Genomic DNA, 22,299 nt, shown 5'->3' with positions numbered 1-22,299 from the left:
ATGAATTGCCTGAAAAAATTAAAATCGCTGAACTTTCAATTGACCCTAAAAAGTTATTAAATGAATTAGAGCAAACAAAAAAATCAATCGATGAATTGACCCAAACCCAGAAAGCTTTAAAAGCTGCTGGTGATACTTCATCACAAACCTTCATTCAAAATGAAGCTGACCTTAAGAAATTACGAAAAGAATATAATGGTCAGATAAAAACCCTTCAAGCCGTATCTGGTGGGGTTGATGCTTTACAAAAAGAATTAAACAAAGAAGTTAATTCAATTAGAGAAGCTAAAGACCAAAACCAAGCTTTAAGACGTATAAGGGATGAAATCAACACAGAAACCGAAGACGGTCAAAAGCTTCTAAAACAACTTAATGATAGGATTGACCAAAATACAAACCTTACCAAAGAAAATACTGATGCAATTACCAAGCAAAAAAATAATGTTGGTAACTACACTGCAAGTATTAATAAAGCTAAGATAGGTGTAAGGGCGTTTGGTTCTGCACTCAAAGCAGCTGGTATTGGTTTAGCCGTTGCAGCCTTTGCAGCCCTCACAAATGCATTAAGTAAAAACAGGCGTGTAATGTTGGTGGTGCAAACCGCAATGAATGCCGTTTCTTCTGTACTTCAACCATTAATATCTTCAATTGTTGATGGGGTAAAAGCTGCCTATGATGCAACTGGTGGATTTGATGCAATGGGTAAGGTAATTTCAAGCCTTATCACCTTAGCATTAACACCATTAAAAACCGCATTTTATACCATTAAATCTGCCTTTTTGGGAGCGCAATTGATATGGGAAAAATCCATATTTGGTAGTGGTGACCAAAGTACAATTAATCAATTAACCGATAATCTAAAAAACACCAGGAATGAAATTGCTGAAATTGGTAAGGATGCAGCAAATGCGGGCAAGACCCTTTATAATTCTATGGGGGAAGCTGCAAGTGAAGTGGCTTCAACCTTTAGTAATTTGGGTGATAGTGTTGGTAAAACATTTGATAAACTTGGTGAAAAAGGTTTATCTGGTATTGTTGGTGATGCAGCAGCGGTGGCAAGGTTTGAACAACAATTGGATAGGTTAGATGCCAAACAAGAAGAAATTGCTTTAAAATACCAAAAGCGTGCTGAATTATTAAGACAACAAAGGGATGACGAAACTTTAACCGTTGCCCAGCGTACAGCAGCCAACGAACAATTAAATCAATTACTTCAAGAGCAAGCAGCAGCAGAAAAAGCCATTGTAAATGAAAAGATAGCAGGTTACCAACAAATGTTGGAAATCAATAAAGATGATATTGAAGCCCAACAAAATTTAGCTGAAGCACGTAACCAAATATTAGAAGTTGAAGAACGTATCACAGGGCAAATGTCCGAGAGTTTAACAAATCGAAATTCTTTAAGAAATGATGAGATAAAAGCCGAGCAGGAAAAGAATAAACAGATAACTGATAATGAACTGGCAGCCCAGCAAGAAAGACAAAACAGGCTTGATGAATTAAAAAAACAATTTGCCGATAAGGAAAAAGAAGAAATTGAAATTAAAACAGAAGCTTCAATTGAAAAAAGGTATGCCGATTTAGAAAAGGAAATTGAAAATATTACAGAAGATGAAGGACTGAAAAGGGAACTTCTTAAAAATCTGGAAATTCAAAAGAATGATGAACTAACCGAAATTCGCAATGCTGAAGCCGAGAAGGAAAAGAATAGAAGGCAAGCTGAAATTGATGCCATTGTTCAAGCGGAAAAGGATAAACTAAATGCAAAAAAGCAAACTGTTGACCAAATTGCATCATTATTTGGTCAAGAAACGGCAGTTGCTAAAGCTGCCTTAATTGCAAAGCAAGCCTTAGCCATTAAAGAATGGGGTATTGATAACGCAATGATGCAGAGCAAACAAACACAAGCGGTTGCAGAATCAACGGCTAACAATGCTAAAGGTTTGAGTGAAACGGCTGCAAGTGCGCCTTTTCCGTGGAACATTCCCTTAATTGCTGGTTATGTGGCACAAACAGTTGGTATTGTTTCAAGCATTAAAAATGCATTCAAAAAGAAAAAGCAACCAACATTCGCAAAAGGTGGGCTTCTAAAAGGGGCAAGCCATGCAGCAGGTGGTATACAAACACCATTTGGAGAACTTGAAGGAAATGAAGCCGTAATAAATAAAAGAAGTACCAGAATGTTTGCACCATTATTAAGTGCTATAAATGTAGCTGGTGGTGGGCGAAAGTTTGCTTCAGGTGGAATGCTTGACAATAGCAGCATTGTAACTGGTCAGCTTATCAATTATGACCTATTAGCCAGCAAAGTTGCAGAAGCTAACCTAAGCTTACCAGCACCACAAGTGAGCGTGGAAGAAATAAATTCAACCCAAACCAGAGTTTCAACCATTGAAAATAGAGCTAGTTTTTAAAAAGTTATTATTAATATATGAGAAGTCCGTTAAAAAAATTATCTTTATAACTAAATTAATTCTTTATGATAATTAATTATTTTAAATTGTTTAATTCGAAAAAGAGTAGGATTAAGCAGACGTCAAGTCAAAATAGACATTATTCTCAACTTGACGACAAAGAAACTGTGAAAAATGAGATGGTGTCAACAGTTGCGAAAAATTTATTTTAACGTAACGTACAGATTGATATAAATTATTAAATATTAAATATTTTGTTAAAGGAGCTTCAGAAATGGAGTTCCTTTTTTGTTTTAAATAAATTAAAGATAATTCAATTAAATTTTAAGTTTTCAGTAAATGTTTCAATCAGTAGTTCTTTTATAAACAATCCTAATAACGTTAAAATACATCTATTACTCATCATTAGCAGTAATTCTATTGTTTTATACCTAACAGTTAGTTTGTTAATCTAATTAAATTAAATTCAATTTAATTAACTTAAAACTTATTTTAATTAAATTAAAATAAAATAAATGACACATTAATTAGTTTATTAATAATAAAAATCAAAATTATTTGGATATATGATAAATTTGATTTTATCTTTGCATTGTCTTTACGTAACAGGCAATATCATTAATTACTTAAGATTAAAAATTTATTTTATTAACCTTTTAAATGGGAATAACCTATTTAAAATAATACGTGTTTATGAAAAACAAAATGAGTTGGATAACACCAGAGAACGAACACCAATTTGAATTGGGATTTAAAAAAGAATCATTCTATAAGGATAATGAACTATCTGAAGACTTCATTGAAAAGTATGCGGATAAGGTAAATTGGGGTTACATTAGTATTCACCAAAATTTATCTGAAGCCTGTATTGAAAGAAATCAAAATAAGGTATTGTGGTGGTTCATATCAAAAGATCAAACCCTATCTGAAGATTTTATTGAAAAGCATATGGATAAGGTAGATTGGATTAATATTAGCATCTATCAAAATTTATCTGAAGACTTCATTGAAAAACATAAGGATGAAGTAAATTGGTTCTATATTAAAGTACATCAATTTGTATCTGAAGAATTTATTGAAAAGCATAGAGATAAACTATATTCATATAACTAATCAAATATACATTTAAATGGAAACATATTATATTTATAAATTCTGGCAATACCTAAAAACCCAAGATAGTAATAATGTTAATGAGGTTTTTGAAGTAATGCTAAAGAAAGATAATTTATTTTATTGCAAGCAACTATTTTGCAATGATAATAATATACTTAAATGGGAAGTTTCAATTCCTAATGGTGGTTTGTTGATTGTAACATTTGGTGATAAGTATTTTTTATATAAAAGTGATCAGGAAAAATTGGTTCAGGAAAAAGAAGGTTCAAGAACCGATATAACATTAGAACCATATGAGGAAATAGAAGATGTTAAAGACCCTGACTATTCTAGTCCGAGATTGAACTAAGTTGTTTATAAACCCTCACAAGCCCTACACTGTGGGGGTTTCTTCTTATATGCCAGCAATAACGGCACACCAAAAACCATACTACGGATAACCGTAAAATAAATTCATATAAATATGATAACTTCAACCGAAATAAATAAAGAAATGAAAAAACTAATTACCATTATTACCCTTATTCTAACAAGCATAACAGCTAATGCACAAGAATACACCAACCAAACCAAATCAATCACAGGGATATTTCAAGCCGAGGGAAAAAATAAAGATGAAATATTTGAGAATATCAATAAGTGGATAGCATTAAATTATAATTCAGCACAAGATGTAATTCAAATGAATGATAAAGATGGGGGGAATATAATAGTGAAGGGAATTAATTCTATAACCTATAAGAATAATATAAAAGAACTATACCCCAATAATAAATTCATTGCAGAAACAATAACCAATAAATTCAACCATACCATTGAAGTTAATATAAAAGAAAATAAATACAGAATCATTTATACTTTATCTGATATCATACCACCAGCAGAAGCCACACAATATAGTATGGAAGGGCAATTTGATTTAATATTTGATATGATTGATTTTACAGGTGTAAAAGAAGATAAGATTGAAGTATATAATGCTTATCTGGATAATCTATTAAAGAAGGGATTGATGGGGAAAAAGAAAAGACAAAAGATGAAAGATTTATCTAAACCCATCTTCACCGATTTAACCAATAGCCTTGAAGATAACATAAAAGCTACAATGTTATCAATTAAGGAATCTGTAAGCACAACCAGTACCAGTGATTGGTAAAAGAATATAGCACCGACAACCTAACCTAATGGTGTAAGCCCTCATAGCTTAATTGTTGTGGGGGTTTTTAATTGATATACAATCAAACAGTTATTAACATTACCTGTTTATAAATAACAAGAATTGGAAGTTATAGAACGTTGATAAAATATATAATTTTGAAATTGTAAAACGTTGATTTAGGTGCAATTATAATATAACTCAAATTGAGGGGTATTATTAAACATTGGAACTGATCAACTATTAATTTAAACAGGTTTCAAATCTGTTTTTAATACATACTATAATGGAAGACTTAAGAGAAATTCTTGAAAATCCATTACATTTATTTATTATCACTACAGCTATAAATTTAATTATTATTCCAGTGGTGACATTTCTACAACAGTTGGGAAGAAATTTGGCTGACCATTTGTTTAAAGATAAATAATTGATGTAACCAGACCCTCATAGCTTCATTGTTATGGGGGCTACTAAATAAAAATTATGAGAGAAGTTCTATTGATTAGTAAGAATTATTCAGAAAAAAAGAATGTGGATGGTATTTTAAAAATGGTTGAAACAAAATCATTCTTTAAGCTTACTAATGATGACAAAGAACTTAATGAAATTTGCAATAAATTACTGGTGTACGGTATATTGAATAGAGATACTACTAAAATACATACGAGTGACGGAGTGAGAATAAAACACGTTTATACCGATGGGGATAATTTCAGAAAGGCGATGATAATGGGGGTAGACAAGTTTATTAAACAAGAACAAAAAAATCTTAATCCTTCAGGTTTTATCCATTGGTTAGAATCTCATCCAGTTATAAGTAATTTTATAAGTACAACAATAGGTATTTTATTAGGTGCTTTATTGACTTATTTATTAACTTAAATCATTTTTATGGAGAATTTAAGCAGGGATGAAAAGATAGAATATTTACAAAGACAATTAAATAAATATGAGGGTACTAGGGATTTAGCAATTAGTAAGCTTTATGAACAAGAAAAATTGAGGGTAACAAAAAACTTTAATTTTCTTAGATGGTTGCTACTTTCAATTTTTGCATTTTTATCATTTCTCATTTCAAAAATAGACTTTACCACAATGGATGATTATCAACAGATTTGGAATTTAATAACATTGGGTATTGCGTGTTTTCTTTTCATTTGGATTGCTGTTTATTTAAGTGTTGAGGGTAGTCGAATTAGTAAAATAGATGTCTCATATATTAGCACTCTATTAGATACTGACCAAACTAAAATCAAATGGAATGAAGAAAAATATAAAAACGATTTTAAAAATGATACCACTTTTATAGGTATTACATTGTTTTTGTTTATTTTTTTAGTTGTATCAATATTTATAACTACAATATTGCCATTTTTAAAGATAAAAGGTTATATATGTTAACCTAAATATGGATTTTTCTTTATAATTGTTAGTTTTAACGCCTTTATAACCTCACACACGAGCCACCCCACATATTCCCTTACATTTCCCCTCACACACTTCACCAACTTTTTCACCACCACATTTTAACCACCAATAAGACCAGAAGCCCAGATGTTATGGGGCAATAAATTAGTAATGTATCATTTTTAGGTCATGCCCTAACAGGGGTATATCTGTAGGGCTATTATTCAACGCTTTTACTAATGTTATAGATGTATCAAAATAACCTATCCTAAATTTGGTACATTGGAAAGAATGCCTTATCTTTGAAGTAGTCAAATAATCATTATTAATTAAATCATTTAAAAAATGAAAAATTTAGAAAGCTTTATCGAAAGAAATTTTAATGTTGAAGAAACACTTCAATTACTTCAATCAACTGGAAGTGTTTATTTTAGTTGGGGTGTTAGTAAAAAGATTAACTTCAATGATGGTGGGTTGCTATTAAAAGTTAATGGCTGGCATTATAAGAAATGGGTATTTATTACCCTTGCCTATAACGATACTTACACCGTTAGGTTGATTGATATGGTTGAAGAAAAGGTTGATGAAATCTTCACCAATATCTACTTTGACCAACTGGCAGAAGTGATTGATGAAAGAATTGAAAAAATAGACGGTTACAAATTTTAATTATTAATTTCATGCCCTCACACTTCAACGGTGGGGGCTTTAAAATATACTATTATGAGAGCAAGATATATTAGGGTTTCAACAGCAAGTCAATCACATGAAAGACAGTTGAAAAAAGAACACCCCAATGACCGCCTGTTTTTAGACGTTTGTAGCGGTTCTATTCCCTTCAATAAACGTGGACAAGGTAGAATGCTAATAAAAGCCATTGAAGCTGGTGAAATTGATTATATAAGCGTTCATGCCGTGGATAGGCTGGGGCGTAACCTGTTAGATATATTAACTACCCTTCAATTATTTGACAATAAAGAAGTCATTGTAAAGGTTGATAATTTGGGTATTGAAAGTAGGGTAAAGAATAAGCCCAACCCAGCATTTAAGCTTATTATAAGTGTATTGGCTAACATAAGCGAAATGGAGCGTGAAACAATGTTAGTTAGACAAAAAGAAGGTATTGCACTGGCAAAATTGAAAGGAACATATAAGGGGCGTGAGAAGGGTAGTACCGAAGATAAAGATGAATTTCTATCAAAATACCCCCAAGTTATCAGCTTATTGAAGCAAAAGAAAAGCTTAAGAGATACAGCCAGCCGAAGTGGTGTTAGTCTTAACACCGTGCAGAAAGTTAAGAAGTATATGAATAAATAATAATTGTATATTTGCGGTTATTGTTTATTGAAGTGATTTAATAAATGATTAATTTGACTAGATGTGGGGGGTGATGCCCCCACATTGCTTTTATATATAATTCTCAAAAAGGGTGAAAACACCCCTAAATAATTTCAAATCAATTTATTATCTTTACTATATCACTATTTGGGGTAGTGATAATTTATCTAATCGCTATTATCAAATATCTTAATGCTAAAAGGAGATAATTTGATAATCGCAAAATTCTTGTGGGGGTGGTATTGTAGGGGTACGTACACCCCCACATTGCTTTTTAAACATGAGTTAAACTAATTATAAAATAATTTTGTTTAATGTTTTATCTAATTAATTACACTAGGTTTGATAAAAATTGCTTCATATTTTATATACCTTGGTTAATTTATTGTTAGATAAAGAGAGTAAACCCCAAATGCTCTCTTTTTTAATCTTAATGATATGCAGGATGTTACCCCAATTTATTACTTTGCCCTCACAATTGGCATTATTATTTTAATCTTTGCCATCATTTTACTTATCAAAACTATCAAATCAAATAAGAAGCTGGAAAAGAAGTCTAAGTTTATTAATCATTTTAAGCGTTTCTAAGAAGCTTTCTTACTTCAATCTATATAACACCACCACATTACCCCTAATAATTCATTCTACCCTCATAAGAATAGATAATAATAGGTTTTATTGATTGTTTTTTAGTTTGCTATAGTAGAATCTAATTATTCTGTTTGTATAATGTATAAAGATAAACTGCGATTATACCAATTAAAATGAATATTATTAATTGATAAAGCTTATATGCAATATAGCCACATATAACCCCCACAATAGCACCTAGAATCAATCCTTCTGTATTATCACTATTCAGATTAAATACGTAAATAGCAGGTACAATAAACCCAGCAAAACCAATTAGACTTTGCCAGCCATTACTTGTGGATGTCTTTACAGACGGTTTTTTTACCGCTGGTTTCGGCTTTTTTGCTGCCTTCTGCCTTTTTATTTGTGCTTCCCTTTCTTGTTGTGCTTTGGCTTCGGCTTCTTTTTGCTCTCGAATTCTTCTTTCTTTTTCGTAATGTCTATCACGTTCTTGTTGTTCAATTCTATTTTTTTCCCAACTTGAATCCCAACCCATTTGACCTTCAAGTGAGCCATCATTATGACCAGCAACACCACGCCAAAATGAATCTTCTTGTTCCTTATTCATAATTATTAATATTTGGTTAGATTATTAAAAGTATTATAAAAAATTGATATACAGTTGTTTAGGTAGGAAATAAGAGACAGGTAAATGTTTAATTGTAAGAAATGGAATAATTCCTATATTTGGAATAAATCCAATGATATGAATGAAGATTTTAAATTTACATTGAATTTGTGGGAAGGTGATATACAAGAACAATTACCCTTATGTAGCTTCACCAATGATTATAAAGAAATTGAAGATGCTGGGGCAGGTGATTCCGTTTATATTATAAAGAATAAAAGCCTGAAGATATATAAGGTTATTTATTCCCCCACACCTATCACCAATGGCACTGACTGTTATATTATATGCAATAATTTCACTTATGACGGTATAACCATTGGTGAACATAGTAAGGATATAATGGGTATAAAATCGGTTGGAGTGGTTAAAGATGGTGTTGCTTATGTATATCCTTCTATTAACGATAGTGATATGATTTATGAAGATTTAAGGGGGCTTAAGTTTGAAACTGGTATCGGACTTTTTGAAAGCTTCAAAAAAGGTAGGGAAATGGCTAAGGAGTATTTTAAAAGGGGGTAAGTGTTACCCCCCATAAGAAACTTACATTACTTCAATCGATCATTTAAAAAGTCACCAATGCTATCATTTTGAACACCTAATCTTTTAATATATTTTTCAGTAATTTTGTGGCTTGAATGGGTCAAATATTCACTTATATGATTCATTGATACACCACTATTATACATCAATGATGATGCAGTATAACGGCTGGCATGACTTTTCATATTGGTTTCAATTCCAGCTTGTTTAGCCATTCTTTTTAACATGCCGTCATAGGCTGAAATAATACTATTTTTCTTTTTTCTAGTTTCATTATCTTGCTTATTGCGGTCAATACCCTTTTCATTAGCTTGGTCAAAAATGTAGTCTTTATTGTGCTTTACCCTCAATGATTTTAATACATCATTAAATAAATTACTTTTTTTATCAATTTGCTTTTCAATTTTTTTCTTAAGCTTTTTGATATTCTTTTTATCAATTTCGGCAGCTTCTTTTAATAGTCTTATTTGCTCACTATTGATATTATTTTGAATAACATATTCTAATAACTGACCATCATTAATTTTAGGTGTGCCGTTGTTTTCAATTTCTTTTATTTTGGTGTTATGCTTCTTAATTTTATTATTAATGTTATTAATTTCATCAATGATGTGGGGGTAATAACGATCAATACCATATAAGAATAATTCAAGACTTTCAAGGCTTAATTTCCTTACAATTCTTTCACTAGTTTTATTGGTGAAGTTATCCAGAATAAAACTGCCGTTTTTATATTTGATATCGACCCATTTAAGTAATATAACATCTGAAACCCTCAATGCTTGACTAAATTGAAATAACCATATATTTTTGGCAATTTTCCACTTTCTATTTTTACCGCAATCCAAGTTTTTAAAGGCTTCAAGTTCATCTTCTGTTAATGGTTCATTCACTGTTTTATTTCTTTGATATCTGAAGCCGTCAAATAAATCACTTTTGCCCTTTATTTTGTCGTCATCACCATTAATTGCTTTATTATATAATGTTCTGAATGTACCAAAGTATTGATTTGCCGAGGTGGCAGAATGTTTATTCAATAACCAGTTATAATATCTATTAATGAAGTCTTTATTGATATGACCATAACTTATATTACCATCATAATTTTCTTCAATATATTTCTGAAATTTAACTAAACCGCTAGTTAAGTTGGTTCTGGTCGCACCGTTGTATATATTTCTTATAATAATTTCGCTATACTCAATAAAGTTCGTCTGGTTAATTTGCTTGTGGTCTTGCCTGTATTCATCAATTTGTTGGGCTGAAGCTTTTAAATACTTCATTTGAAGTGCCGTTATCTTTTCAGATATAAGATGGTTAAATAACTTATATTCTTTGCAGCTACTTTTTACCCAATTTTTTAAGTGTTCATTGCCATCATTATTAAAATCATTTTTAGTAATTTTGACCCCTTTCACGGTAGGGCGTTCAATTGGATATTTGCCCCCATCGTGAACGTGAATTAGGACGGAGTAATTACCCCGACCATGTTTGCGCAATTTTGGTGTTATTTTCATTAATTCTATTAATGTGATATTTAATTAAAATATCGGGTTAATATCTTTGTTTATTGACATTTACAAAGATAATGAAGTGTAACACAAATGTGTGGTAATTTGGGTTTATTTTTCACTTTACCACACATCATTTAAAACTAAAACGTTGAATAACAATATATTATGAGCGAAAAAGATTTGCGCATGCAAAATAACGTACTCATCTTAGACTTCGGTTCGCAGTATACGCAATTGATTGCAAGACGCGTAAGAGAATTAAACATTTACTGCGAAATTCACCCATTTCACAAAGTTCCACAAGACCTTTCAGGCTTTAAAGCGGTTATCCTTTCCGGAAGTCCGTTTTCAGTAAGAGCAGAAGATGCTCCGCATCCTGATTTGTCTCAAATAAGAGGAAAATTACCAATACTGGCTGTTTGCTATGGTGCCCAGTACCTAGCACATTTTCATGGCGGTAAGGTAGAGCCTTCTGAAACCAGAGAATATGGTAGAGCAAACTTATCTGTAATTAAGGATGCCGAGCCACTTTTTGATCAAATCAAAGAGAACTCTCAGGTTTGGATGAGCCATAGTGATACGATAAAAGAATTACCAGAAAATGCGGTAAGATTAGCCAGTACAGCAGATGTATTAAATGCAGCTTATCGAATTGATGGAGAAGAAACTTTTGCGATTCAGTTTCATCCAGAAGTTTATCACTCTACTGATGGTAAACAATTATTGGAGAACTTTTTAGTGCATATTGCAGGAGTAGAGCAAAGCTGGACGCCTGGTGCATTTGTAGATCTTACTGTAGCCGAGTTAAAGGAGAAGATAGGTGAAGATAAAGTTGTTTTAGGACTTAGTGGTGGTGTAGACTCTACAGTAGCGGCAATGCTTTTACATAAAGCTATTGGCAAAAACCTTTACTGTATTTTTGTGAACAATGGTTTACTTCGAAAAAATGAATTCGAAGATGTTCTTCACCAGTATAAAGACATGGGATTAAACGTTAAAGGAGTAGATTCTTCTGCACGTTTTCTTGAGGCTTTAGCAGGATTAAGTGATCCAGAGCAAAAAAGAAAAGCAATAGGAAACACTTTTATTGAAGTTTTTGATGATGAGGCGCACGAAATAAAAGACGTAACTTATTTAGCACAGGGAACTATTTATCCAGATGTTATCGAATCGATTTCGGTTAATGGACCTTCAGTAACTATTAAGTCACATCATAATGTAGGTGGTTTACCAGATTTTATGAAACTTAAGGTGGTAGAGCCATTAAGAATGTTATTTAAAGATGAGGTAAGACGTGTTGGAGCTGAGTTAGGTATAGATAAAATACTTTTAGGCCGTCACCCATTCCCAGGGCCAGGTTTGGCGATTAGAATTTTAGGTGATATCACTGCTGAAAAAGTAAGAATTCTACAGGAAGTAGATCACATATTTATTCAGGGGCTTAGAGACTGGGATCTTTACGATCATGTTTGGCAGGCCGGTGCGATTCTATTACCAGTACAATCTGTAGGAGTTATGGGAGATGAACGTACTTACGAGCAGGTTGTTGCTTTAAGAGCGGTAGAATCTACAGATGGTATGACCGCAGATTGGGTAAATTTACCATACGAGTTTTTACAAAAAACATCGAATACAATAATAAATAGAGTAAAAGGCGTTAATAGGGTAGTGTATGATATAAGTTCTAAGCCACCAGCGACGATCGAATGGGAATAGAATTTGTATTGAACCTATAAAGTCTAAAATTCAATAAAATGAGATACCTTTTTTTAATTTGTTTCTTTTGTATGATAAGTGTTTCTGCTTCTTCGCAGGAATTTAAATATCACACGGTAAAGAAAGGAGAGACTGTTTACAGTATTTCTAAGGATTATAATGTTTCTGAAGAAGATATTTATAAATATAATCCCGATTCTAAAGATGGTATCGAAGAGTCTTCAAAGCTGGTAATCCCTTTAGGAAAAAGAGATAAAGGGATGCCAGCTAAAACCGGTTCGGTGGGTTTAGATCCGGTCGAGTTTAAGCAGCATACGGTAAAAAAGAAAGAAAATCTATTTCGACTATCTCAACAATATAATGTAGAGCAAGAAGAGATTAAGCGTTACAATAAGCAGTTATATTCTAGAGAACTGCAAAAAGGCGAAACTATTCGTATTCCTGTTTATAGAGAATTAAAGGGAATTGTTGCCAAACCAAATAATGCTTCAGAAGAAGAAATTCGCCAGAAATTTAATGAAAATGAAGTTAGAGAACATGTCGTTTTGCCTAAAGAGACCAAATTTGGTATTGCAAGAAAATATGGACTAACAGTAAAAGAATTAGAAGCTTTAAATCCCACAGTAGATGTTTTACAGCCTGGTATTATGCTTAGGGTAGGAACCAATGTTTCTCCAGATCCCGTAGTACTTTTAGATAAAAACTTTAAGTTTTATGAAGTTAAGCCACAAGAGACATTATTTGGCTTAGCGCAACGATTTCATGTTACTCAGGATTCAATTTTAGCTTTAAATCCTATTGTAGAACAGGAAGGTTTAGAGTGGGGAATGATCTTAAAAGTTCCGAATCCAGAAGAGCAGGATCCTGAAAATTGGGTAGAACCAACTCTTTCTAATGAAGCAGAAGAATTACAGGGCGAAAAATTAAACCTTAAAGATTCCCTTTCTAATTTTAGTCCGAAGAGTCTTGCTTTTATGCTTCCTTATAGTTTAGATAAAATTCAGGTAGACTCAATTGGTAATGCGGCTTATGATGCTGCTGTTTTAGACGACCGGGTTTTAAGAATTAGTCTTGATTTTTACAGCGGTGCAAAATTGGCGATTAACGATGCAAAAGATTTAGGAATTTCTACTCAGGTTAAAGTATATGACACCAAAAGAAATGCTTCAGAAGTTGCTAATATCATCAATACGAATAATTTTGATAATGTAGATGCGGTTATAGGTCCGTTTTTACAATCTACTACAGAGGCTGCTGCCGAGCGTTTAAGAAATAGGAATATTCCGGTTTTCACACCACTTTCAGATAAGGAAATGCGTGGTGGTAATAATCTATTTATTGCCCGTCCAACTCAGGAGACCATGAGTAGTACGATGTTGGATTATCTTCAGAAATTTGGAGAAGGGAAAAATATAATAATCGTTTCAGATGCTAAATCTTACGAGATTAAAAATAAGCTGAAACAGATTTTCCCGGCATCACGATCAGTAAATGCTGTAGATGGGTATGTTTCCGAAGAAAGTTTAAGAAATACATTGCTTCCAGCAGCACAAAACTGGGTGATTATAGAATCCAGTAGTGTTGGGGTGATAAGTAGCACGGTTTCAGCATTAAATAGATTGTTAAGAGACGAGTTGGATATAACTTTGTTTACCACCAATAAAAATGATAGTTACGATAACGAAAGTATCACAAATGAAGATCTTGGGAAATTATTTTTCCATTACCCATCGGTGGATAAAGAATATAGTTTAGAAGCTTCTGAAGATTTTATTACCAGATACGAGGAAGAATTTGGTGTAACACCTAATCAATATGCGGTAAGAGGTTACGATCTAACAATGGATGTTTTACTTCGTTTAGCAGCTTCAGAAGATATATATGCTTCGTTTAGCGATTATAAAGGTTTTACAGAATATAACGAGAACAAGTTTTTATACGAACCACAGCCTGGCGGCGGTTTCAGAAATAAAGCGGTTTATATTCTTCAAATTAATCCAGATTTAACTTTACAAATAGCCGATGACAGCCAAAGTAACATATTTAGGGAGTTTAAGGACTGAAGCAGAACACCTGCAAAGCGGGACTAAAATTATAACAGATGCCCCGGTAGATAATCATGGGAAGGGCGAATCCTTTTCTCCAACAGATACTGTAGCCACAGCTTTAGCTACCTGTATGCTTACCATTATGGGAATAAAAGCCGAAGCAATGGAAATTTCTATTGAAGGAACTACTGCTGAAGTTACAAAGACTATGGCTGCAGAGCCTCGCAGAATTTCTAAGATTGAAGTTGTGCTTACATTGCCTAAGAAATTTGATGAAAAAGAAATGAAGATCTTAGAAAATGCGGCTAAAACTTGCCCCGTTTTTTATAGTTTACATCCAGATATCGAAAAAGATATTAGATTTATAGTGTAATATTCTAAATCTTAATAAATTATATCATTGCCTCGTTCTAATTGAACGAGGTATTTTTTTATCTAACTTCTCCCTCTATAAATTTTAGTTTTTTGATTAGCTTGCAGGATATATTTAATTTACCTAATCTATAGATCATGGAAGTTTACAACCAATCAAAACAACCAACTTTAATAACTCCACAAAAATGGGCATTATACATTTTTGTAGCAGGATTACCATTTATAGGAATAATAATGCTTTTAGTATGGGCCTTTGGGAGCGACCTTAATTACACGCGCAGAAATTGGGCAAAAGGCATGTTGTTGCTTTACGTAATTATGATTGTACTCTTTATAGTATTCTTCGTATTCCTAGGCGGAATGGCTTTTCTAACGGGAATAGCTTCTCAAAATTATTAGAAAGTTATTTATAACTATAGAATAATCTCAAATTAAAGTCTCAAAAAATAATAGTCGATTTTATCGAATTTCGACCTATATTTTTTGAGACTGTTTTTTATTGTAATAAATTGTAAATGAATTAACTGTATTTGTGTGTAAATTCTACTTTATTTCATAATTTTTAAAATAAAGTAACATTAGTTAATGCATTTAGCACAGTTTTTGTTTCGGGTTAACTATCTAACCTAATTTTCAATTATTATGCAATCAAAAAACTACTCATTTATAGTCATCTTCTTCGCATTTTTGAATTTGGGCTTTGCTCAGGACGATAGAATTTTATCTAAGGCAGCCTATGCAGAGAAAATTTATCTTCAGTTTGATCGTGAAAATTATGCTGCTGGCAGTACCATGTGGTTTAAAGCTTTAGTGGCAAACGCAGTAGATCATAAACCATCTGAACGATCTGGCGTGCTTCATGTAGATCTTATAGGGCCAGAGAAGCAAATAATTAATCAGAAACTGGTGAAAATTGTAGATGGAAGTGGCAATAATCACTTCGAGATTCCTAAAAAAATGCCGCCCGGATTATACAAAATTAGGGCGTACACTAGGTGGAACCGTAATTTTAGTAATGATTTTATTTTTTCAAAATACTTCAGGATTTTTCCATATCAGCCTAAGGACGATGTAGGAATTCAAAATATCAATATTGTAGATAGAGAAGGTGAAATTTTTTTGGAAGCTATGTTTAATCCAAAGCAATTAGACAGCCTTCAGAAACGTAAAATATTAGTCGGTTTAGATTTTAATACTGCAAAGAAGGATTCCGTAGAAATAAAAGAAAATGATGGATTTTACAAACTGAGCTATAAATTAGAAGAAAAACCAGATTATGTAGGGATTCATATGCTTACCGAGAACGGATTTACGGCGCGAAAAACTGTTGGTTTAGATGAAAGTAAGGTTGATCTCCAAATCCTGCCAGAAAGCGGTAATCTTTTAGCCGGAACAATTAATTTTTTGGGAATAAAAGCATTGGATTTTAAAGGTGACGGGATTTATGCTGAAGGAATTATCCTTAACAAAGATCGCGATACGATTACTAAATTTAAAACCAACAAATTTGGAATGGGCGTGGCGGTATTAGAGCCTAAAAATTCTGAAAAATATGTTGCAAAACTTACGAATATCAACTTAAATACAAGCGAATATCCGTTGCCCGAAGTTTTAGAAAAAGGAAGTATTGTTTCTGCCCGAAGAACCGGGGATAGGATTAGTTTAATTGCTTCTACCACAAATAAAACAGATTCTGTAATTATACGCAGTAGTTTTAGGGGGATTAAATTGTTTGATATAAAAGGAGCGGTAAAAGATGGGCAATTCAATACTTCATTACCATCTAAAGGTTTTCCTCAAGGAATTATTTGTTTTACTTTAATCGATGAGTTTGAAAAGCCTGTAGCCGAGCGTTTGTATTTTAACGACACTGGCAGTGAACCTCTTTCTATTGAAGTAAATACCAACAAAAACGAATATAATTCACGTGAAAAAACAAACCTGAATATTCAGGTTAAAGATAGTATGGGAAATGCTATAGACGCTGAAATATCTGTGCTGGCAATTTCACAAGATCCTTTAGGTAAAGAGCAAAAAAGGCGTAATTCTATAATTCCATATTTTTATTTAACCTCAGAGCTTCGTGGAGAAGTAGAACATCCTGGGCTTTATTTTAATCGAGATGATATTTATCGTTTAAGAGATATAGATGCGCTGCTGCTAACCCAGGGATGGCGAAAATATAAATACGACACTACCGGTGTTTCTATAGATTACCAGCAAGAACCTGTACTGGCGATAGATGGAAAGGTTAACGGCGCTATTTTTAATCAACCAAAAGAGGGCGTAGAATTATCGTTTATGGCTTTGGGAGATCAACCTGTTATACAAACTTTTGAAACTGATAACCTGGGAAGATTTATTTTTAATATCGATTTTTTAAATGAAGAAACACGGGAGATCGTGATCCAGAGTAAAAAAGGTGGTAACAAAAGGAATTTTGAAATTAATATTAATGATCCCGAAATTTTACCGGTAGATTTTGAAAACAGACTTAAAATTGAAAAACCAGATAGTATTTTTTCTGAAATTGTGAATTATGAACAGCGCCAACAACAAAGGCAGTTTTCGTATGAATTAGCTGAAGGAATAAACCAATTAGATGAAGTTATTCTGGAAGCTTATCAAATGACGGAAGAACGCCAGAAAACCGCAGAACTTGCCGGTAAACCAGATGTGGTTATAAACGGCAAAGATATTCAGGATAAAGAAAAAGACTGGTCTTTTGGGCTTTATAGCGTTTTAATGTTCAATTTTCCAGACGATATTAGGATTCAGCGTGATATTGAAGAACCGGGTGGCGCTCTGCAAGCAAAAGTTATGGGGGGCGGTGGCACCACAATTTTAATGATGGATGGGATGGTAGTGAATAATCTAAATTATCCGCTAATTCCTAATATTCCACCTAGTGAAGTAAAAAGCGTTGAAATTATACGTTTTGCGAAACATTTTAATCGCTTATATCAGCAGGCTTATCCATTTGTGAGTCCGATGGAAATTCCACCAACAGGAGATGTTATTTCAATCTATACGCATGGTAAAAAGGGAATCTTTGGAGCTCAAAAACCTAAAGGCATTTTAAGAACTACCATAAAAGGTTATTCACCCGAAAAAGAATTCTATCAGCCAAATTATGAGAACAAAGAACGTTTTGAAAGTGAAGAGCCAGATTTACGTAGTGTAGTATATTGGGAACCGCAATTAAAACTCGAAAATGGTGAACCAGCCCAGGTTTCTTATTTTAATCCAGATAATGCCAAAGAAATAATGCTTGTTATTGAGGTAATTACGCCTAATGGGCAAATTGGTTACCGCGAAATCTCTTACCCTGTAAAGCAAAGAGATACCAGCGATATCTCTAATTAAAATTGATGTAATTGAGATTTCACACTTTCGAATTCATCGATGATTTCTTTTACGATTTCAGCTGCTGGTTTTATTGTATTTATTAATCCTGAAATTTGGCCAATCTCTAATTCACCTTCTATCAGGTCGCCTTCAAACATTCCTTTTTTTGCGCGAGCGCGGCCTAGTAGTTGTTGTAATTCTTCTTTTGAAGGATTTTTGGTATACAATTCCTGAATATCGTCGAAGAATTTATTTTTAAGCAAGCGAACAGGAGCAAGTTCTTTTAAAGTTAATTTGGTGTCACCTTCCTGTGCATTAATCACCATTTCTTTAAAATTAATATGAGAAGAAGCTTCATTTGAAGCCACAAACCTACTACCAATTTGTACGGCATCGGCACCTAAAACCATAGCTGCCAGCATCCCACGACCGGTAGCAATTCCGCCTGCTGCAATTAGCGGAATATCCAACTTTTCTTTTACCATTGGTATCAGAGTGAAGGTTGTGGTTTCATCCCGGCCATTATGGCCACCGGCTTCAAAACCTTCAGCAACAACAGCATCTACACCGGCTTCCTGAGATTTTAAGGCAAATTTTACACTACTCACAACGTGTACTACAGTAATGCCATGATCCTGTAAAAATTTTGTCCAGGTTTTTGGATTTCCGGCAGAAGTAAAAACGATAGGTACTTTCTCTTCAATAATTATTTGCATGATCTCTTCCACGTTGGGATAGAGCATAGGCACATTTACTGCAAAAGGTTTATTTGTCGCTTTTTTACATTTTAAGAGATGTTCTTTAAGCACTTCAGGATACATAGATCCTGCACCAATAATCCCGAGTCCGCCAGCATTACTAACGGCACTTGCCAGTTTCCAGCCACTTGCCCAGACCATTCCGGCCTGGATAAGTGGATATTTTATATTGAAAAGTTGGGTAATCCTATTTGTAGACATTGCAGGTTTGTTTCCCGCAATTTAAGAAATTACACCAGATCCTAATAATTCTTCGCCATCATACCAGGCAACAAACTGACCTTCTGTAATAGAGGCTTGCGGAGTTTCAAAAACAATATACATTCCGTGTTCAGTTTGGTGTAAAGTCGCATCCTGTAAAGGTTGGCGATATCTAATTCTTGCTTTTAGCTGCAAGGTTTCATCTGCTTGCAAACTAAGATCCTTTCTCACCCAATGCACTTCATCTGCATTGATAAAAAGCGCTTTTCGATAAATTCCAGGATGATTTTTTCCCTGTCCTGTATAAATTACATTTTCTTCAACATCGGTGTCGATCACAAAAAGAGGCTCTGGAGTTCCGCCAACGGCCAAACCTTTACGCTGTCCTTTGGTGAAATAATGCGCACCTTGATGTCTACCTACAACCTTGCCATCATTTGGCTGATATTGATGCTTTTGAGCAAGAAATTTTAATTCTTCAATTTTAGAGTCAAATTCAGGAATATCGATATTGTAGGTTTCGATATCAGATTTAATTTCAACAATATTACCTTCTTTCGGTTTTAATTTTTGCTGAAGAAAATCGGGTAAACGTACTTTTCCTATAAAACAAAGTCCTTGCGAATCTTTTTTATCTGCTGTAACTAATTCCTGTTCCGCAGCAATTCTACGTACCTCAGATTTTTGAAGTTCGCCAATAGGGAAGAGGGTTTTAGAAAGTTGTTCCTGGGTAAGCTGACATAAAAAGTAAGACTGATCCTTATTATTATCCTTTCCCGATAAAAGTTGATAGATTTTTTCGCCATCTTTTTCGATCTCTCCCTTGCGGCAGTAATGGCCGGTCGCCACATAATCTGCGCCTAAAGAAAGGGCGATCTTCATAAAAACGTCGAACTTGATCTCACGATTACATAAAACGTCTGGATTTGGAGTTCTACCGCGTTCGTATTCGTTAAACATATAATCTACGATACGCTCTTTGTATTGCTCGCTTAGATCTACCGTTTGAAAAGGAATTCCTAATTTTTCTGCTACGATCATCGCATCATTGCTATCTTCTAGCCATGGGCATTCATCAGAAATGGTCACTGAATCGTCATGCCAGTTCTTCATAAACAATCCAATAACTTTGTAACCCTGTTCTTTTAAAAGATAGGCTGAAACACTACTATCTACACCTCCCGAGAGTCCTACTACAACTTTTTTCATAGAATTTAAACTTGATCGATCAGGCTATTTTAACCTGATCTTTTATAAAGTCGAAATAAAGTGTGTAAAATTACGAAATAAAAAAAGGTGGCGAAAGCCACCTTAAAAATTGTATCGATATTCGTTGAATTTTGGACTAATTTTTAGAGTTAGTTTGATCTTCGATGCGTCTTCCATTTTTATAATCACCTTCAGCAACTAAGCTCCCATCAGGTTTGTAATAGGTTTGATGGCCGTCTAACTCGCCGTTTTTGTAATTAAGATCCTGTAAAAGTTGACCGTTATCAGCATAAATCTGGCTTGGGCCATCTTTTATGCCATTTACATAATTTGTTTTTTCGCCAACTTTGCCATTTTTGAAATATGTAGTTTGCACACCGTTTAGAATATCATTTTTGTAATATTCGGTCATCATTATCTGGTCGCTTTTATGATGATAGGTAGTCCATTTACCGGCTCGTTTTTTATTTAGCATCATTCCCTCGCTAATTACTTCGCCTTTTTGAGTATAATATTTTACCGAGATAGAATCACTGCCGGTTTCAAAATTCATAATTGCGCTTGGATGATTTTCGTAGCCTTTTTTATAGAATTTGAATTTCCCGGTTTCTTTACCATGATTAAAAGTGCCTTCGAATTTTGTTTGACTGCTCCCTGGGAAGTTTACTTTCCATTCACCATGTCTTTTTCCCTGTGCATCGGTTAAGTTTAGCCCTTCTTGGGCACTAAGATGCTGAAAAGCTAAAAATGTTAAGCTTAAGCATACGATTTTATTGGCAATTCTTTTTGTTGAAAAATTAAAAAGGCTCATAAATTTGTCGATTTTCATATTAACAGATATTACACAAATATTAATTATTCTCTGCTTATTTTAGTCTTTATATAAAACTAAAATTGATGAAATTTATTCTGAAATTAGCAAAAATCGTACTAATTTTTATTTTGTGCTGTGCCTCAAGCTCCTGTGGAACTTCGGATGATCCAGGAGATGTGGTTATTCCAGATAATACAATAAATAATTTTATCCTGAATAATTCTAACTATTCGGTATTGGCCACAGCTTTAAATCTTACAGGCTTAGATTCGGTTTTAAATATTACCACCCAGCAATACAAGATCTTTGCGCCAAGTAATGCTGCTTTTAATAGTTTTCTTTCAGAAAACAATTATACCAATATTAGTGATGTGCCTTTAGATATCTTAGAAAATTATCTTAGGTATCATTTGCAGCCTGGGGCAAGTAGCTTAAGCCAATTTCCAGATGGATATATTAGAAGTTTAGGTGTGGGGAATGCTTCAGATCGATTGCTGAGTATGTATACGGCCACTGCAGATGATAGTTTTTATATTAATAATGAAGCTGAAGTTGTTTTAGCGCAGGGTGATATTTTATTGGATAATGGTTATTTAAATCCTATTTCTACATTTTTATCACTGCCAAGTCTTACCGATTTTTTATTGGTTAGTCAGCAAAGTTCAGAGGATAGTTTTGCCAGTATTTTGTCTGAATATTCTGCTGAAAATTATCTGGATCGCTTAGAAGACGAAGAAGCGGTATATACCATTCTTCAGGCTTCAGAAGAAGCTGTGTCTAATTATTTAGCTGAAAATAATTTTGCTAGTCTTGCAGAGGTTCCTCAAAATGAACTGGAAATTATTATAAATAATCATATTATTCCGCAGGAAAATGTGCGTACAGAAGCCATTGAAGATACCTTACAAGTGACATCTAATGCGGGAACACAGTTAAGGTTCTATGAAGATAACGGTCCTAAAATTCAATTAGAAAATGGTGAGATTATTAATATTACGACACCAAATATTCAGGCAGTTAATGGCGTAATTCAGAGAATTGACAGAGTGATTACTCAGTAGATTTCAGAATAAATAAG

Annotated in this window: 21 protein-coding genes; 16 read left to right on the top strand and 5 right to left on the bottom strand. The window is 33.4% G+C overall.

What is annotated here, in order from left to right:
* Window positions 1–5 precede the first annotated feature (5 nt).
* From IIF7_RS11195 to IIF7_RS11160, 9 genes are all read left to right on the top strand, one after another.
* Complete coding sequence (locus tag IIF7_RS11195) at window positions 6–2,414, top strand: coiled-coil domain-containing protein (protein ID WP_084841777.1); 2,409 nt, start codon at window positions 6–8, stop codon at window positions 2,412–2,414.
* A gap of 705 nt (window positions 2,415–3,119) precedes the next feature.
* Window positions 3,120–3,527 carry a hypothetical protein gene (locus IIF7_RS11190; protein WP_139801310.1) on the top strand — a complete coding sequence of 136 codons (408 nt, stop codon included), beginning with the start codon at window positions 3,120–3,122 and terminating at the stop codon, window positions 3,525–3,527.
* Between the two features lie 16 nt (window positions 3,528–3,543).
* Complete coding sequence (locus IIF7_RS11185) at window positions 3,544–3,879, top strand: hypothetical protein (RefSeq protein WP_084841775.1); 336 nt, start codon at window positions 3,544–3,546, stop codon at window positions 3,877–3,879.
* A 144-nt stretch (window positions 3,880–4,023) separates the two neighbouring features.
* Complete coding sequence (locus IIF7_RS11180) at window positions 4,024–4,686, top strand: DUF4468 domain-containing protein (protein WP_176218942.1); 663 nt, start codon at window positions 4,024–4,026, stop codon at window positions 4,684–4,686.
* A 286-nt stretch (window positions 4,687–4,972) separates the two neighbouring features.
* On the top strand, window positions 4,973–5,116 hold the full coding sequence (locus tag IIF7_RS20845; protein ID WP_176218941.1) for a hypothetical protein: 144 nt from the start codon (window positions 4,973–4,975) through the stop codon (window positions 5,114–5,116).
* A gap of 56 nt (window positions 5,117–5,172) precedes the next feature.
* A complete protein-coding gene (locus tag IIF7_RS11175; RefSeq protein WP_084841773.1) occupies window positions 5,173–5,571 on the top strand; it encodes a hypothetical protein in 399 nt (132 codons plus the stop codon).
* Window positions 5,572–5,580: 9 nt separating this feature from the next.
* The gene (locus IIF7_RS11170; RefSeq protein WP_084841772.1) at window positions 5,581–6,090 is read left to right on the top strand and encodes a hypothetical protein; all 510 of its coding nucleotides are present in this window, start codon (window positions 5,581–5,583) and stop codon (window positions 6,088–6,090) included.
* Between the two features lie 351 nt (window positions 6,091–6,441).
* Window positions 6,442–6,765 (top strand): hypothetical protein, encoded by a 324-nt coding sequence (locus IIF7_RS11165; protein ID WP_084841771.1) that lies wholly within the window; start codon window positions 6,442–6,444, stop codon window positions 6,763–6,765.
* 54 nt (window positions 6,766–6,819) lie between these two features.
* Complete coding sequence (locus tag IIF7_RS11160) at window positions 6,820–7,413, top strand: recombinase family protein (protein WP_084841770.1); 594 nt, start codon at window positions 6,820–6,822, stop codon at window positions 7,411–7,413.
* A gap of 730 nt (window positions 7,414–8,143) precedes the next feature.
* On the opposite strand, the gene IIF7_RS11155 is transcribed toward IIF7_RS11160, so the two are convergent.
* Window positions 8,144–8,635 carry a hypothetical protein gene (locus IIF7_RS11155; RefSeq protein WP_084841769.1) on the bottom strand — a complete coding sequence of 164 codons (492 nt, stop codon included), beginning with the start codon at window positions 8,633–8,635 and terminating at the stop codon, window positions 8,144–8,146.
* Between the two features lie 138 nt (window positions 8,636–8,773).
* On the opposite strand from IIF7_RS11155, the gene IIF7_RS11150 reads away from it, so the two are divergent.
* Window positions 8,774–9,217, top strand: coding sequence for a hypothetical protein (locus IIF7_RS11150; RefSeq protein ID WP_139801309.1), 444 nt, complete (start codon window positions 8,774–8,776; stop codon window positions 9,215–9,217).
* A 26-nt stretch (window positions 9,218–9,243) separates the two neighbouring features.
* Here IIF7_RS11150 and IIF7_RS11145 read toward each other — a convergent pair whose 3' ends face one another.
* Window positions 9,244–10,755 carry a tyrosine-type recombinase/integrase gene (locus tag IIF7_RS11145; RefSeq protein ID WP_084841767.1) on the bottom strand — a complete coding sequence of 504 codons (1,512 nt, stop codon included), beginning with the start codon at window positions 10,753–10,755 and terminating at the stop codon, window positions 9,244–9,246.
* A gap of 183 nt (window positions 10,756–10,938) precedes the next feature.
* Here IIF7_RS11145 and guaA point away from each other — a divergent pair, with 183 nt between their 5' ends.
* The 5 genes from guaA to IIF7_RS11120 all read left to right on the top strand — a co-directional run bounded on the left by guaA (window position 10,939) and on the right by IIF7_RS11120 (window position 18,257).
* Window positions 10,939–12,468, top strand: coding sequence for a glutamine-hydrolyzing GMP synthase (guaA, locus tag IIF7_RS11140; protein ID WP_084841862.1), 1,530 nt, complete (start codon window positions 10,939–10,941; stop codon window positions 12,466–12,468).
* Between the two features lie 38 nt (window positions 12,469–12,506).
* Window positions 12,507–14,531 (top strand): LysM peptidoglycan-binding domain-containing protein, encoded by a 2,025-nt coding sequence (locus IIF7_RS11135; RefSeq protein ID WP_245801620.1) that lies wholly within the window; start codon window positions 12,507–12,509, stop codon window positions 14,529–14,531.
* Window positions 14,491–14,889 carry an OsmC family protein gene (locus tag IIF7_RS11130; RefSeq protein ID WP_084841766.1) on the top strand — a complete coding sequence of 133 codons (399 nt, stop codon included), beginning with the start codon at window positions 14,491–14,493 and terminating at the stop codon, window positions 14,887–14,889. Before IIF7_RS11135 ends, IIF7_RS11130 begins: the two co-directional genes overlap by 41 nt.
* A gap of 137 nt (window positions 14,890–15,026) precedes the next feature.
* Window positions 15,027–15,290: a hypothetical protein gene (locus tag IIF7_RS11125; RefSeq protein WP_084841765.1), complete on the top strand. Its 264-nt coding sequence runs from the start codon at window positions 15,027–15,029 to the stop codon at window positions 15,288–15,290.
* Between the two features lie 243 nt (window positions 15,291–15,533).
* Entirely contained in the window at window positions 15,534–18,257 is a 2,724-nt protein-coding gene (locus tag IIF7_RS11120; protein WP_139801308.1) for a hypothetical protein, read from the top strand.
* Here IIF7_RS11120 and IIF7_RS11115 read toward each other — a convergent pair.
* From IIF7_RS11115 to IIF7_RS11105, 3 genes are all read right to left on the bottom strand, one after another.
* Window positions 18,254–19,198: an NAD(P)H-dependent flavin oxidoreductase gene (locus IIF7_RS11115; RefSeq protein ID WP_084841763.1), complete on the bottom strand. Its 945-nt coding sequence runs from the start codon at window positions 19,196–19,198 to the stop codon at window positions 18,254–18,256. The two genes, IIF7_RS11120 and IIF7_RS11115, sit on opposite strands and share 4 nt — an antisense overlap.
* A gap of 21 nt (window positions 19,199–19,219) precedes the next feature.
* Window positions 19,220–20,407: a tRNA 2-thiouridine(34) synthase MnmA gene (gene mnmA / locus IIF7_RS11110; protein WP_084841762.1), complete on the bottom strand. Its 1,188-nt coding sequence runs from the start codon at window positions 20,405–20,407 to the stop codon at window positions 19,220–19,222.
* Window positions 20,408–20,543: 136 nt separating this feature from the next.
* Window positions 20,544–21,236, bottom strand: a complete 693-nt coding sequence (locus IIF7_RS11105; protein WP_245801619.1) for a toxin-antitoxin system YwqK family antitoxin — start codon at window positions 21,234–21,236, stop codon at window positions 20,544–20,546.
* A 68-nt stretch (window positions 21,237–21,304) separates the two neighbouring features.
* Between IIF7_RS11105 and IIF7_RS11100 the strand changes: the two genes are divergently transcribed.
* On the top strand, window positions 21,305–22,282 hold the full coding sequence (locus tag IIF7_RS11100; RefSeq protein WP_084841761.1) for a fasciclin domain-containing protein: 978 nt from the start codon (window positions 21,305–21,307) through the stop codon (window positions 22,280–22,282).
* Window positions 22,283–22,299 lie beyond the last annotated feature (17 nt).

The sequence above is a fragment of the Zunongwangia atlantica 22II14-10F7 genome (genome assembly GCF_002094855.1).
Taxonomy (GTDB): Bacteria; Bacteroidota; Bacteroidia; order Flavobacteriales; family Flavobacteriaceae; genus Zunongwangia; species Zunongwangia atlantica.
This window is presented reverse-complemented; position numbering and strand designations above follow the sequence as displayed.